Source organism: Halobacteriovorax sp. HLS (assembly GCF_004006665.1).
Lineage (GTDB): Bacteria > Bdellovibrionota > Bacteriovoracia > Bacteriovoracales > Bacteriovoracaceae > Halobacteriovorax.
The window spans coordinates 1-13396 of sequence record NZ_QOCL01000008.1 but is presented as its reverse complement, the minus strand read 5'-3'; the positions used below and the strand labels follow the sequence as shown (position 1 = coordinate 13396).

Here is a 13396-nt window from a genome sequence, read left to right as displayed (position 1 = left end):
TGATATTGTAAATTGATAGCATCCTCTCTTTAAATCTATAGATCTCTTCAAGTTCTGGAAAGAGTCCGTTTATGTGTCTAACAATTGAACGTTGAGAAAAGTTCAAACGATCATCTCTAGTTAAATAGAGTCTTCTCATTGGACTTGTCTTAGATTTTTCAAACACTGGATGCTTCATGATTTCGATTCTAATTTTGTTAACTGTATGATTGAACAGCTTTATTACATGAAACTTATCGCTTGTGATTAAGGCATTTGGAAATTGTTTAGAAACAAACTTCTTATAAGTAGAGGACATATCAATGACTACATTTTTAACATTCTCTCGACCTTGAATATCAACAGCGCGAGAATTTATTAAATCGTCAAATGATCGACCTAGAGTAACTTCTCGTATTCTATTGTTATTAAAATCGACAAAGACCGTAGCAAATTCTTTATAGTGAGTTTTTGTATTTCTAACGAAGCTATGCTCGTCAATTCCAATTGTTTTGGGCCATGAATAGTCTAGTTTTTTTACATCAAGTGCGAGTTGCTCATAAAAAGCTTTATAAACTAACCAGGAAGAGCATCTTAGTTTCTCTGTTACTCTTTTTAAGTCTGTGAAGTTTGAAGCGCACCAGCGGATATGAGACCTAAACCTTTGAGTAGATCGAAATCCTTTTCTGATTCCAGGAACTGGCTCACGAAAAACAGCATTACAGCTTGGGCATCTAAATCTTCTTTTTCTGATTCTCAGGTAAACAGTTTTGTCTCGAATGGGAATATCTTTAATATGAACATAGACCTGATCGTGAACTTTTGTCGATTTGGTTGCACACTTTGGACAAACCTCAAATTTAGAAAACTTATATGCATCAAATTGAATAATATGATTTGATAAATTTCGTTTGTTAGTAAATTTAAGTTCTGGAAGTGATAGAAATTTGTTAATCTGTGATTCAAGCATTGAGTATTCTCCTGTAAAATTGTTTTGTGGTAAAAAGAATTTTATCAGATTTGAATACTCGTGCTTATCTTGATCGTTTTGGTCTTGATTATATGCGTTCCACTGTTAACCGAGAAGACCCGTTTTGTGGTAAAAAGAATTTTATCAGATTTGAATACTCGTGCTTATCTTGATCGTTTTGGTCTTGATTATATGCGTTCCACTGTTAACCGAGAAGACCCGTTTTTATCTTTTTCCAAAAGAAGGTGGAATTATGAAAAGTAAAATGACTTTAATAGTCGTATTAAGCCTTATTCTTAGTTCCTGCTCTTCAATGAAAAAGACTATTGTCTATAGTTCATTAAGTGGAGGTCTGGCTGGTGCAAGTGCTGGGTATGCATTAAGTCCTGATAAAGAAAGTCAGGGAGCTAATGCAGCAATCTTTGGCCTAGTCGGAGCAGGGCTGTCGGCCTTGATTGGTTACGCTCTTTATGAAGATGATCCACGAAACCAGAAATTGAATCACATGCTTGAAGAGAGAAAGAGGCTTGACCCAAATTTTCTTGAGCTAGATCTAGGTAATTTGAATATAGAAGCTAATCTTTCTAAAGATGAAGTCTATCAAACACCAGCTAAGGAGCTACCTGAAAAGTTAAAGGGCAAGATTAAGCAACAGTACATCATTAAGTATCAATCTAAAGAGAGATATCTAAATAAGGGGAATAAAACTTTTTATATTCCATCCTTTCAAATTTATGAGCATGCTTATGATGAAGTTTTAGGAGGTGAGAAGAATGAATAAGTCTAAAGATAAAAATCTAGGTTTAGGTGAGTTTATTGTACCAATTGTAGATCTACTTTCTATTGGAATAACTAAAGGGATTGAACTTTTAGCTCAGGGACTAACCGCAGCACTTGATAGATATGTATTTAAACGTGAGTCATCAGAAATTAGAAAAGTTGAGCGTGATGATCTGAGTGGATCTAAGAAAACAACTAGTTTCGACTCAATTGGGTACTCTTTAACAAGTAAGAAGCTTATTATAGGAAAAGATATTAACAAATCTAAGCACTCTGTAGTTGTTGGGGCCAGTGGGTCGGGAAAGTCAGTTCTTTTAGATAGTTTAATGTTTGATGATATGCGAGCGGGAAAGCCTGTCGTATATATTGATCCAAAGGGGGATAACGAATCATTAGAAAGATTCATTGAACTTTGTAGAATGAATAACAGAGAGTATTTAGTATTCTCTGAGTATTACAATAAAGAAAATAAGCTGTCTTTAAATCCTGTCCTAGATGGAAGTGTAAACCATATCGCTGATAGAGTTTTTAAAAGTTTTACTTGGAGTGAAGAGTTTTACGCTAATAAATCATCACAGGCCTTGAAAGTTTCAATTAGAGATCTAAAAGAGAGAAAGAGTCTTGTAACGTTAGAAAATATCTATCTAAAGGTACTAGAGTTATGTGAAAAGAAAGAGGAAGGTAAATCAATCTTAAATAGGTCTGAAATTGAAGGACTTCTAACTAAATTAGATAATATATTTAATTCTGACTTTGGTGAGATTCTTAAAGGAGATGATGCGTATTCTTTTAATCAGTTAAGGGATGAAGGTAAATGCGTTTATATCGGCTTATCTGTTCTTGGTTATGCTGAAACAGCTAGGGCCATAGGTAAGTTAGTCTTAGGAGATATTAACTATAGTGTATATAACACATATCGAAATATAACAGCTTCTTCAAAAGATAACTTAGAGCCTCTAGGCCTTTATATTGATGAGCTTTCAGCAGTTATTACAGATGAGTTTATCGAAATATTAAATAAGTGTCGTGGAGCTAAGATTGAGATTACTTCGGCATTTCAGACATCAAGCGATATTAATAAGATTAATCCAGAGCTTTGCCAACAGGTCTTTGAAAATTCATTAAATTGGTATGTGATGAAGCAAAGAATGCAGGAAGCAGCTGAGGATATTTCTAACTCTATCGGGACAATGGAAAGTACTAAGAAAACAGTTCGTATTGAAGATGGACAAGAGTTAGATCTAGGTTCTCAAAGAAAGGTTGAAGAGTTAATCGTTCACCCAAATATCATCAAGAATTTAAACGTAGGCCAATGTATTTTATTAAGGCAGCAACCAACAAGAATTGATCTTATGAATGTTAAATATATAGATCAAGAGACTATTAATAAAAATATTGATTTCTATGAATATAACAACTGGATAGATAAAAGAAATCAAAGAGGTCATGAAGGTAATGAGACTCCTACTACGGAGGACTGTCTATAATGAAGAGCTTTTATCTAATTGATGGTTACATTGATATTCTTTCAGAAGTAGGGCGATGGAAAATCATTCCAATGAAGTCTCTCTATGAGAGAAAGAATTTTAGTATATCGTATCAAATGTTTTGTCGAAAAATTAAGAAACTTGAGTCTGAAGGTTTTGTTAGAAGTATTCTTGGAGATAAGAGAAGAAAGTTTATCACTCTAACACCTAAAGGTTCAGAGATATGCCCTTATGGGGCTAATTTTGATGAGGCAGAGGATAGTTTAAATCATGATTTAATCGCAACGAATATTGTAACCAAGATGATCGAGTTTAAGAACTTTAAAACGGGTCAAGTACAATGCTTCGGGCGTGGGTTAGATATAGAACCTGATGGACTTATCTTTGGTCAAAAGAATGGAAAAGAATATTCATTGGCCATAGAAGTTGAGCTGCATCAAAAAAGTAAATCAAGACTAACAGATAAACTGATCAAGTACTCTAATTGCATTTATTACTCTTACGTTATCTATGTCATTAACAAAGAAACTACATATAGATCTTATAAGAAGATCTTAGAAAATATGACTGATGATGTGAGGAGAAAAGTAATTTTACTATTAGATGATGAACTGACACCAACTAGGTTTAATTTTGAAAAAGCTAATTGTTACTTTAAAGGTGAAGAAAAGAGCTTTATGGATATCTTTGGTGAATAGGTTTATACGGTGTACGGACAGAGTTTATCTAAGTTTACACCCACCTTCGCCCCATGCTCTTTACTCTAGTCGAATCAAGTAGTTATTGGACGCGATTTTTGACCACCCCCTCTCCACGAGTTACGAGGAAGTGGTCAATAATAGCTAATAACAATTGATTCTAAGATTAAAGGATGGGGCGAAGGTGGGAATTAAAACTAAATTTGGAGATTAATTAAATGATAGAAGAAAAAAATAAAAATGAAGAAGGTACGAAGAAGAAAAGAGGGAGAAGACCTAAAGATGAGAAGCCTGAGTATGTATTAAATAAGGAGCAGACTAAGTTCTTTGTTGATCTAAGTAAAAATGAAAAAGAGTTGAAGATTGTACAAGAATATCTACTTAAGGCAAATGACAAAAAGCATGGAGGTGAAGTTCTATTTAAGGATATTGCTTTGTATGCAATGGGAAAGCTCACGACAAAAGATATTGATAGGGTTCAAGAAAATTCACTCTCAGAGATGGAGAAAGTGCAAAGAAGTCTTGATGAATACAATGCCAAGAACAATGTGAAGCTTAGCCTTGGGGAATATCTTTTAAAGAAGCTTAACCTAAATTAATCAAAGGAAAACTATGAATATCAATAATACAGAATTATTTGTTGGACGCTTAGGAAAAGAGCCGGATCTTAGATATACAAAAACTCAAAAGGCCGTGTGCCATTTGTCGGTGGCCACTACTGATGAAGAAGAAAAGAAGACAACTTGGAATAAGGTTGTTGTATGGGGAAAACAGGCTGAACTTTGTTCTTTATATCTTAAAAAGGGAAAGGAAGTTTTCGTTAAGGGATATCGAGAGTTTAAGGAATTTACTACAGATGACGGAGAGATAAAGAAGTATCAAGAAATCACTGCGAATCTAATTGGGTTTCCAAACGTCTAAGGAGGTCACTTTGAATAGCGTTAAAGATATTAATAAGTCTTGGTTATCTACAGATGAAGCGGCCAAGTATCTTGGGAAGACACAGAATGCCATTTGGAAACTGGTGAGTAAAGGATATCTGATAAAAAGAAAATGGGGGAGACGATTATTCTTTAAAAAGTCTGAGCTAGATAACTTAATTGAGAATTCTTTAATTTAGGAGGTGGTATGGCAGTTAATCAAATAATGAACAACGGAGTATTGTCTTATAGTGTTTACATTAATTTGAGATCCAAGGTCATGCCACATATTCGCCTTCAAAAAAGAATCAAGGGGATTAAGTCAAAAGCAGAAGCGGTTCGGAAGGAGAGAAATCTCCTTCGGGACCTCTCCCATAAAATAGCTCAAAGAGAAGGGCATGGGATGACTTGGAGAATGGTTGTGAGCAAATGGGCATCAACTGTAAGTGATGAGAGCTATCTGGATAAGAAGTATAACCCAGCGACGATTAAGGACTATATTTCAATGATGAATAACTGGACTAAGAATTGGTTGGATCGTCCTGCGGTAGAAATAACTCGGGGTGATGGAAGGGAAGTTTTAAACACTGTTTTAGAAGAGAGGAGAACAAAGTCTTTTCAAAAGCGCTTAAAGAATACCATTAATATGATTTACTCATGGGCCATTGAGGAACGCATTATTAGGGGAGTTCATAATAGCCCTGTTTATGGATTAAAGATTCAGTTAAAAGAAGAGAAGCGACCTGAGATTTTAAAAGCTGATGAGATTCGATCTCTTCTATATGAAAGTAAATCATCTAACCACGAGTGGTATTCCATTTGGGCTATGGCTCTATTGACTGGTATGAGAAATGGGGAACTTTACGCTCTCAAGTGGGAAGATATTGATCTTGATAATCAAATTATTACAGTTCAGCGCTCTTATAATAAAAGAGAGAATATTTTTAAGAGTACAAAAGCAGGCTACTGGAGAACTGTTCCTGTATCGGGAGAGTTGAAGACTTTAATCTTGGAATTAAAACAAAAGTCTAAGTCTGAGTTTGTACTTCCAAGACTAGTGATGTGGAGAAAGGGTTATCAGGCGAAGATACTTAAAGCTTTCTGTAAGTCGATTGGCCTTCCTGAAATTAAGTTTCATACTTTGAGAGCTTGCTTTGCTACTCAGTTAATAGGGTCTGGAGTTGAGCCTATTAAAGTGATGAAGATTTGTGGATGGAAAGATTTAAAAACAATGAGTTATTATTTGCGACTTTCTGGGATTGATGAAAAAGGTGTTACTGAGGGATTGAATTTTCTTCCTAATATCGGCGGGAATATTTTATCTATGAATTTTGGGACTACGCATGTGTAGTCCCATAATTAAAGAGGCCTATCTGGTGACAGTATGATATGTTTTTATTGTAATTCTAAGACTAAGAAGAGACGTGATTTCATAGTGTTAGGTGCCCTGAGATGGTGATAATATTAGTTCACCGGAGGAATATAATGAAAGAAGAAAAGAAGAAAAGAAGATCTGCTAAAGAGATAAGAGAAGAGATGAATAAGATCAATAATAAGAAACCTTCTCATGAGGAGCTTGTTGATCTTGTTAATATCATAAATGAGAATGCAGAATCAGAAGAGCTAGAAAGAATTGAGAAAATCGCTATTAAAAGAGAGGACAATGGCATCGAACAGACTTGGATTTAAACAATTTTTAAAAAAGGTCTCAGGTCAGAAAGATCTGAATATAATAATTGATTCAAATATACTTATAGCAAACTTTGATCAAGAGCATACTAACCATAAGTTAGTTAGTAGGTTTATTGATGAGTTAGAGGCTTGTGCAGAAGTAAATTATTTTACGACTGTTACAACTAAAGCAGAATATTTAGATTACCAAAGAAGAAGGCTTCTAACTGAAGGAATCTTTAGCTTATCATCTTTGCCAAATGTTGAACTTCTTACAGATTCTAAGCAAGTAATTTACCAAATGAAAATGCGACGTGGAAAACGTGTTGCTGATGAAGCTAAACGTGTAGGCCACGACGAAGAAAACTTTAATTCTTCCGTTAACTACCTGAGAGACTCTGAATTAAAAGAAGTCAAAAAGTCATTTAGAGCAAGAGATGTTCAAAACGAAATAGGCTGGCTCAAGCTTTGTGAACTTTTCCTTGTTAACAATATTGAAGAGCAAGAAATATTGATAGACGAATTTTGTACATATTTATCAGCTCATGATGAGAAGCAAGCACATCTTTTTAATAATAGAAAAATTGAATGGAAAAACGCGACATCTCTATCAGCAACAACTGGTATGGGGTATTCAGATGCTTTAATCTTAAATATGTTCTCGGAAACTAATATGGATTATATCATCACTCTTGATTATGATCTCGTTTATGCCGTTTCTGTTTGTGCTAAAGATAAAACGGTTGTCTTACCTGATAGTAGACTTGGTGATTTTAAGTCGACTTTAAAAAAAGACCTAGAGCGTTATAGTCAAGTAAGACTCATCTGAAAATTTAAACAGCACTATTTATTCCTATATGCCTTAAATATAAATAAAATATCATAAGACACTCTGTATTTCCGACGGATATTCCTGGTTCGTGGGCGAGGTATTGGGTGAAAGTAAGGTAAATAAAAAAAGCCACAGAGAGAAACCTGAGGCTCTTTGTAATATAAATAATATTTTGCTGTTAATCCCTCTCAACTTCTGAAGCTTTACAATTCATTGTTGTTGTTTCGGTATTTATCACACTACCTGTAGAAGCTTCGATTGAATTAAATTGCAAGGGAACTGATAAGGTCTCATTCTTTTTTATTATAGATAATGTTTTGAGGGGAACTGTAACAGTTTCAGTGGCAATGATTGTGTCCTCTTCATTGTAATAGCTTTCAAGATATACAATTGACTCACCTTTTTCTAAACTTTTTAAGTCCGGGAATAGTGTGTATTGATTTACTTCGTCGCATTCTAGCTGGCTTGGTGTGTACTCTTCACATTCTTCTTTGGTAAACGGAATTGATAAAGAAACCATTGTGGCTCCAGTATTATTTCTAATTTGTTTAGAATTATAGGAAATAATCGCAGTTGATGCTGTATCAAAGGTGCACTCCAACAGTACTCTATCTCCAGCATGCACGGTAATACTTGAAAGTATTATGGCTAATAGGGCAGAAATTTTTAGATTTTTCATCGATTGTCCTTTTTTCTTGTGTTTTTCGCTCATAAGTCATTTATATGAGATAAGTTATAACCCTAACCCCTCTATGAGAGAATACGAAATAATTTTGTCTCGATTGTAAATTTTTCATAGTTTTTCATTTAGGCAATTTTTATCAAAGCTCCCTCCCTGGCAGTTCTAGCAACAAACACACCCAAAAACATTCCAATTAATCAACATTACTCCTTATACTTTATATAAGATTTTTCGTTTATCATTACGATAAGCTACCTAAAACACGAGAATACGAGAGTCATTTGATGAATTTTCGTCAAAGAGAGGTGTCCTTTGAATAGTTACAGAAAATTTGATGATGAAATCAAAGAGATGGTCATTAAGAGTGGTAATCCAGACTTATTTCCAGAACTAAATATACCAAGATCAACAGCGCTGTATTGGATAAGAAGTTCTAAGAAGCGCATACGTCTTAAAAATCTAAATCTTGATGATGCTCTTAAAGATAAGATTGAACAACTAGAGGCAGAGCTTCAAATTGAAAAGGCTAAAGTTCTCTTTCTAAAAACATTTATAAAGAATCTAAATGGATGGCGTGAGTTTTTACAAAATAAGAAGAACAAAGAAGTCATCGTTGAGCAAGTTCTCAAGTTCTGTTCTTGGATACCTAAAGCCCAGCTTTGTGATCTCATTGGCATTAAGACAAATAGTTTTCATAGAATGAAAGTTGAAGTTAAGGGTTGTATAAGAATAGGTCTTAAGAAATGTAAGATACTTTCTGCAAACCAACTGACATTTAGAGAGCAGGAAAAGATTTATAATCTGGCCAGAGACCCACGCTTGTCCCATATGAGTATAAAAGGTCTTCAGTACTACGCCTTTTGAGAGGGGATACTTGCCTGTGGCTATGACAGCTGGAGAAAGTACGTTAAAGAGTTTAGAGGTGAAATTATAAAGAGAAGGAAAGTTAAAAAGTACAATTGCGGAATAAGAGCATCGAGAGTTAATGAAATATGGCATATGGATATTACAGAATTTAAGCTAAAGGATGGAGGAAAGGTTTATCTACAGGTTATCGTTGATAATTTTTCAAGAAAGGTGATTAATTGGAAACTCTCTCAAAAGAAGGGACAGTCTCTTAGTGTTAAAACTATGTTGGACACAACTAAGGAGATTATTCCTGAAACTCTTTTAATTGATGGAGGTGGAGAGAATACTGGAAATGAAATAAAGAAACTATTTCTTGGAAGAGGAATAACGGCCCTAGTTGCAAAGAAGGATGTAGTATTTTCAAACTCAATGGTGGAGTCGTTTTTTAGAATCTTAAAACAGAAGTTTATTTGTAAATATTGTCACTACAAACTTTCTCGTATCTATAGAATAGTTGAACGCTCAGTTAAATACTTTAACGATACTCCTCTTGGAATATTTCATGGGGCCAAGCCTAATGAAGTTTATAACGGACTGAGTGACTTCTCTGACCTTCGTGAGAAGCTTGCCTTGGGGATTGGGAGGAGTAGAGCTGAACGGCCAATGATTAACTTGTCTTGTGCTAGTGGGAATATCGTAAGTTTCACAATATAACATTTATTATTGGTGTGTGTACCGTGTCGATTATTACTGAAGAAATGTACCTTCTTCCTAATATTGGAGAGAATATTTTGGTACTAGCTTAAAACCATTCACCTTGTGCAAGTTGTTGAAAATATAGGGTTGGTTATAGGTTAGTATACTTATATTAGCAGTCTTGTATATCTAGGTATATTCACCAATTTGCTTATATTTACAATTGTGTTAATATAAGTATAATAATGAAAGATAGAACTGTAACAACATATTTAGATGAATTGGCCCTTAAGGGGCAATATTACTTTACTTTGGCAGAGATTTCGAAAGAGCTTTCTATAAAGCAAAGCTCTGTATCAGTAGCATTATCAAGGCTAGCAAAGAAGAATAAGATTCAAATGATAAGAAAGGGTTTTGGGATAATTACTGGACATACATCAGGAGTATTACATCCTTCATACTTTCTTAGTTCGATGATGAAGTATCTTGGAGCAAGGTATTATGTTGGCTTACTAAATGCAGCAGCATATAGAGGAGCGTCCCATCAAGCAGTGATGAATTATACTGTTGTTGCTGACAAAATGATTAAGCCAATTTCACTAAGTGCAATGAATATTGAATTTGTAACAAAGAATAACTTTGATGAAATAGAAGAGATAGAGAAGGTTGGAGGAATAGGTGGATATTTTTATATATCGACACCTGAGCTGACAGCAATAGATATTTTATCGTTTCCTAAAAGAAGTGGGCACCTGAACAATATAGCGACAGTGCTTGAAGATTTGTTAGATGAGATTGATATGGAGAAGTTAGCAGATATCTGTTCTAAAAAATCAGTTCCAACTTCAATTATACAAAGATTGGGTTATATTCTAGATGTTGTTCTAGGAGAAAAAGAAAAAGCAAAATATATATTTGAGAAGATGAAAGATAGACGGCCATACAAAGTCTCTCTTTCTACATCAAAAAAAAATTGTGAACTTTCATCTGTACCATTTTCTGAAAAATGGATGATTTATGAAAATGTCGTAGTGGAGCCAGATTAATGATAGCAAAGCCAATAATTACAAAATGGAGAGAGATTGCAGATTGGCCTTTAGATGATCAAGTCGAACAGGATTTAGTAATCTCTCGGGCCCTTGTTGAAATTTTTAATAATGAGTTCTTAAAAACACGAATAGCCTTTAGAGGTGGAACTGCTCTACACAAGCTGGTTTTTCCACATGGTCTACGTTACTCAGAAGATATTGATCTTAACAGACTTGAAAAAGGCCCTTCAAAACCAATCATTGATAACGTTCGTAAAGCATTAGTTGTTATGTTGGGGGAGCCTAAGAAAGTAAAAAGGACAGCTAACTCAGTAAAGATCATCTACGACTATCAATCAGTGTCAGGTGAAACAAGTCGTTTAAAGATTGAGATCAATACGAGAGAAACACTTCCACAAGAAAAATTGAATGCAGTTCCTTTTAAAGTTGAATCAGAATATTTCTCTGGAGAAACCGTTGTTATGTCATTTGATAAAGAAGAAATGATTGGAACAAAAATTAGAGCATTGTACCAAAGAAGGAAGGGGAGAGATCTATTTGACCTATACGAGTTAAGTAAATTGGATCTCAATTGGGACAAGATAGTAGATAGTTTTAAAAAGTTGGATATTGGAGTCTCTCAAAAAGAATATGCAAAAAACCTCGAAGAGAAAATGCAGGATCAGGGTTTTTTAGAAGATCTTGGGCCATTACTACCTGCTGATATCGAATATGATGTTGAGTTGGCTTATCAGTGGTTTGAGGCAGAGGTCTTATCAAAAATATAGGGCGTACAATTAGAAGTCTAGTAGACTAAGACTGTTGTCGATTTCGAGACACTACGCTAACATGTTTCCAAGCTCTCAAGAGTAATGGATAGACGAATTTAAAAACGTTTTGAAAATGAAATCAATTGGCTATTTTGGCTACACTTAAAAAAAATCATCAATGATAATCAAGTGTTACAGGCCGGTGGCCACCTCCACCATAGCGGTTTAAGTATTTAAAAATAAAGGGAAACTTCGGTTTCCCTTTTTTTATTGTGGCAAATATGTGGCAATTCTCTAATAAATTATATTTTTTCTTTTTAGTCGATCAAAAACTTCAAATAAATTATTCGTAACTACTTCACAAGGAATTGCAAAAAACTCATTTCCAGCTCTTGGATGTCCATGACTAACTAGCTGTTTAATTAATTTCGTTTCAACTTTTTGCGCGTGCTTTTTATTTTTCATCCAAATTACGAGCTTTGGAGAGTATTTAATATTTGTATGTTTTCTATGTTCTCTGACTCTTCTGTCTATATTATTTGTAATACCAAGCTTAATTGGAAGATTAATGGAATTTAATGATTCTAGTATATATATACAGCATGAATTTGGCCCCATGTCTTCTTTTGTACGTTTAAGAATATTGTTTACCCTTTCTAGCCTCTCTTTTTCCTTTTTTTCTTCGTTAGCAATTCTCTCTTCTTCTCTTCTTTTTTTGTAAGCAATTCTCTCTTGCTCAAAAACCTTTCTCTGATACTCTTTTTGCTTCTCAAGCTCTTCATTTTTTATCTTTAGGTCAACTTGATTCCTTAATTGAGCTTTGAGTTTAATGATTTCTTTTGCCAAATAATCATTTAAAAAAGCATTCTTTCTCTTTTTGTTATCCGCAAATAGAGATGGAAAAGATAGTAAAGATAATAAAGTATAAAGACTAAGCACGTAGTTATTGGAAATATTAATAAAAAGGTAAATTCCAATGGCAAGGGTAAGGAGAATTTGTGTAGTTAGTCTTAGGTTGAAGAAGCTAGATAGAACTTCTTCTGAGGTTTTACTATAGTTAATGGTGTATGCATGGTTTCTGTAATTATAATACTCGTTATATATTATATTTTTAGGAATAGTTACTGATGGAGAGCAGATACTTTTGTAGACTTTATTAATTGGCTTTGTAACAAAAAGTAGTAACGCTTCAGTTTTCTGGAATATGCTTTTTTTTATTTCAAATTGAGCTTTGAACTTTTGGGAAAATAGAATACTGTCTTGAAGCTTTAGCCAGTTAAAACCAGTAGTTGGTTTAACTAAGGTAGTTTTTCCGATAAGGTTTTTTCTATAGAGGTCAATTAGATCACTAATTGTTGCTTGAGAGACAATTCCGGAGTTTAATTTATAGTTCCAAAGTAAATTTCTTTCTTCCATTATTCCTTATATCATAATAGTTGAATCACATGATTGTTTATGTAAAATATACTGAATTAATACACAAAAAATGATTAATTTGTTCTCGAGCAAGATATAATTCTAATAGATCTTTGTCTTATCGTAAAAATCGGGAGTACTCGGTAGGCAGTGGAAAAACAATCAAACTATCGATCTAGAAATAACTTAAAGCATTCTAAAAATCTAATATTCTTTCGTTAGTAATCTAACTATCGGTTTTCTTATTCAATATTTTAACAATTAAATATAGCTCACCAGAAAACATTAAAAAATGAGCTCCAAAAACTATATTTCAAGATTTGATCTATCTACAATCGTAGATCAATCTAAGCCTCTAGTTTTCAAAATTTCTATAACCGTAGGCCTTTCTTTGAATTAGTTTTGCCTTTCTGTTATACCCTTCGGTCTTAGCGTTAGTAATTCCTGACTTGAAGTAATTTAATACTTCCACTCGCCACTTCACTAAAGTTTTGCGAAGGGATTGTACTGCTTTTCTTCCTGATAATGCCATCTCATCAGTTAGTTTTGTAAATGCTTTACGGGCCCTCTTAAAGCCTCTGATATTGTAAATTGATAGCATCCTCTCTTTAAATCTAT

General features: G+C 34.0%; 17 protein-coding genes. 13 read left to right on the top strand and 4 right to left on the bottom strand.

Annotated features, from left to right (window positions below):
• The coding region (locus tag DPQ89_RS09540) for an ISL3 family transposase (protein WP_127716709.1) at positions 1-949 on the bottom strand (949 nt) is incomplete at its 3' end.
• Between the two features lie 253 nt (positions 950-1202).
• Here DPQ89_RS09540 and DPQ89_RS09535 point away from each other — a divergent pair.
• From DPQ89_RS09535 to DPQ89_RS09495, 9 genes are all read left to right on the top strand, one after another.
• Complete coding sequence (locus tag DPQ89_RS09535; protein ID WP_127716708.1) at positions 1203-1730, top strand: hypothetical protein; 528 nt, start codon at positions 1203-1205, stop codon at positions 1728-1730.
• Positions 1723-3216, top strand: coding sequence for a type IV secretory system conjugative DNA transfer family protein (locus tag DPQ89_RS09530; RefSeq protein ID WP_127716707.1), 1494 nt, complete (start codon positions 1723-1725; stop codon positions 3214-3216). Before DPQ89_RS09535 ends, DPQ89_RS09530 begins: the two co-directional genes overlap by 8 nt.
• On the top strand, positions 3216-3914 hold the full coding sequence (locus DPQ89_RS09525; RefSeq protein ID WP_127716706.1) for a hypothetical protein: 699 nt from the start codon (positions 3216-3218) through the stop codon (positions 3912-3914). The genes DPQ89_RS09530 and DPQ89_RS09525 overlap by 1 nt, the downstream gene beginning before the upstream one ends.
• A gap of 218 nt (positions 3915-4132) precedes the next feature.
• A complete protein-coding gene (locus DPQ89_RS09520; protein WP_127716705.1) occupies positions 4133-4513 on the top strand; it encodes a hypothetical protein in 381 nt (126 codons plus the stop codon).
• Positions 4514-4526: 13 nt separating this feature from the next.
• A complete protein-coding gene (locus DPQ89_RS09515) occupies positions 4527-4835 on the top strand; it encodes a single-stranded DNA-binding protein (RefSeq protein ID WP_127716704.1) in 309 nt (102 codons plus the stop codon).
• A gap of 10 nt (positions 4836-4845) precedes the next feature.
• The gene (locus tag DPQ89_RS09510; protein ID WP_164848337.1) at positions 4846-5034 is read left to right on the top strand and encodes a helix-turn-helix domain-containing protein; all 189 of its coding nucleotides are present in this window, start codon (positions 4846-4848) and stop codon (positions 5032-5034) included.
• Between the two features lie 8 nt (positions 5035-5042).
• Positions 5043-6185 (top strand): site-specific integrase, encoded by a 1143-nt coding sequence (locus tag DPQ89_RS09505; RefSeq protein WP_127716702.1) that lies wholly within the window; start codon positions 5043-5045, stop codon positions 6183-6185.
• A gap of 134 nt (positions 6186-6319) precedes the next feature.
• Complete coding sequence (locus DPQ89_RS09500) at positions 6320-6523, top strand: hypothetical protein (RefSeq protein WP_127716701.1); 204 nt, start codon at positions 6320-6322, stop codon at positions 6521-6523.
• Positions 6498-7334: a hypothetical protein gene (locus DPQ89_RS09495; protein WP_127716700.1), complete on the top strand. Its 837-nt coding sequence runs from the start codon at positions 6498-6500 to the stop codon at positions 7332-7334. The genes DPQ89_RS09500 and DPQ89_RS09495 overlap by 26 nt, the downstream gene beginning before the upstream one ends.
• A 181-nt stretch (positions 7335-7515) precedes the next feature.
• On the opposite strand, the gene DPQ89_RS09490 is transcribed toward DPQ89_RS09495, so the two are convergent.
• Positions 7516-8049, bottom strand: coding sequence for a hypothetical protein (locus tag DPQ89_RS09490; RefSeq protein WP_127716699.1), 534 nt, complete (start codon positions 8047-8049; stop codon positions 7516-7518).
• Positions 8050-8331: 282 nt separating this feature from the next.
• On the opposite strand from DPQ89_RS09490, the gene DPQ89_RS09485 reads away from it, so the two are divergent.
• The 4 genes from DPQ89_RS09485 (at position 8332) to DPQ89_RS09470 (ending at position 11380) form a co-directional block, all read left to right on the top strand.
• Positions 8332-8883, top strand: coding sequence for a hypothetical protein (locus DPQ89_RS09485; protein ID WP_127716698.1), 552 nt, complete (start codon positions 8332-8334; stop codon positions 8881-8883).
• 6 nt (positions 8884-8889) lie between these two features.
• Positions 8890-9582, top strand: coding sequence for a DDE-type integrase/transposase/recombinase (locus DPQ89_RS09480; RefSeq protein WP_370350772.1), 693 nt, complete (start codon positions 8890-8892; stop codon positions 9580-9582).
• 227 nt (positions 9583-9809) lie between these two features.
• The gene (locus DPQ89_RS09475; protein ID WP_127716696.1) at positions 9810-10610 is read left to right on the top strand and encodes a type IV toxin-antitoxin system AbiEi family antitoxin; all 801 of its coding nucleotides are present in this window, start codon (positions 9810-9812) and stop codon (positions 10608-10610) included.
• Positions 10610-11380 (top strand): nucleotidyl transferase AbiEii/AbiGii toxin family protein, encoded by a 771-nt coding sequence (locus tag DPQ89_RS09470; protein ID WP_127716695.1) that lies wholly within the window; start codon positions 10610-10612, stop codon positions 11378-11380. Before DPQ89_RS09475 ends, DPQ89_RS09470 begins: the two co-directional genes overlap by 1 nt.
• A 276-nt stretch (positions 11381-11656) precedes the next feature.
• Here the strand turns inward: DPQ89_RS09470 and DPQ89_RS09465 are convergent, their stop codons facing one another.
• Both DPQ89_RS09465 and DPQ89_RS09460 read right to left on the bottom strand, forming a co-directional pair.
• A complete protein-coding gene (locus DPQ89_RS09465) occupies positions 11657-12778 on the bottom strand; it encodes a GIY-YIG nuclease family protein (RefSeq protein WP_127716694.1) in 1122 nt (373 codons plus the stop codon).
• Positions 12779-13133: 355 nt separating this feature from the next.
• Positions 13134-13396: transposase (locus DPQ89_RS09460; RefSeq protein ID WP_164848336.1), on the bottom strand; the 263-nt coding region annotated here is incomplete at its 5' end.

Bases quoted from the DNA above. Each gene is read 5' to 3' on its own strand.
- DPQ89_RS09475 (WP_127716696.1), top strand. From the start codon at position 9,810: ATGAAAGATAGAACTGTAACAACATATTTAGATGAATTGGCCCTTAAG.
- DPQ89_RS09490 (WP_127716699.1), bottom strand. From the start codon at position 8,049: ATGAGCGAAAAACACAAGAAAAAAGGACAATCGATGAAAAATCTAAAA.
- DPQ89_RS09500 (WP_127716701.1), top strand. From the start codon at position 6,320: ATGAAAGAAGAAAAGAAGAAAAGAAGATCTGCTAAAGAGATAAGAGAA.
- DPQ89_RS09520 (WP_127716705.1), top strand. From the start codon at position 4,133: ATGATAGAAGAAAAAAATAAAAATGAAGAAGGTACGAAGAAGAAAAGA.
- DPQ89_RS09535 (WP_127716708.1), top strand. From the start codon at position 1,203: ATGAAAAGTAAAATGACTTTAATAGTCGTATTAAGCCTTATTCTTAGT.
- DPQ89_RS09525 (WP_127716706.1), top strand. From the start codon at position 3,216: ATGAAGAGCTTTTATCTAATTGATGGTTACATTGATATTCTTTCAGAA.
- DPQ89_RS09470 (WP_127716695.1), top strand. From the start codon at position 10,610: ATGATAGCAAAGCCAATAATTACAAAATGGAGAGAGATTGCAGATTGG.
- DPQ89_RS09505 (WP_127716702.1), top strand. From the start codon at position 5,043: ATGGCAGTTAATCAAATAATGAACAACGGAGTATTGTCTTATAGTGTT.
- DPQ89_RS09495 (WP_127716700.1), top strand. From the start codon at position 6,498: ATGGCATCGAACAGACTTGGATTTAAACAATTTTTAAAAAAGGTCTCA.
- DPQ89_RS09515 (WP_127716704.1), top strand. From the start codon at position 4,527: ATGAATATCAATAATACAGAATTATTTGTTGGACGCTTAGGAAAAGAG.
- DPQ89_RS09530 (WP_127716707.1), top strand. From the start codon at position 1,723: ATGAATAAGTCTAAAGATAAAAATCTAGGTTTAGGTGAGTTTATTGTA.
- DPQ89_RS09465 (WP_127716694.1), bottom strand. From the start codon at position 12,778: ATGGAAGAAAGAAATTTACTTTGGAACTATAAATTAAACTCCGGAATT.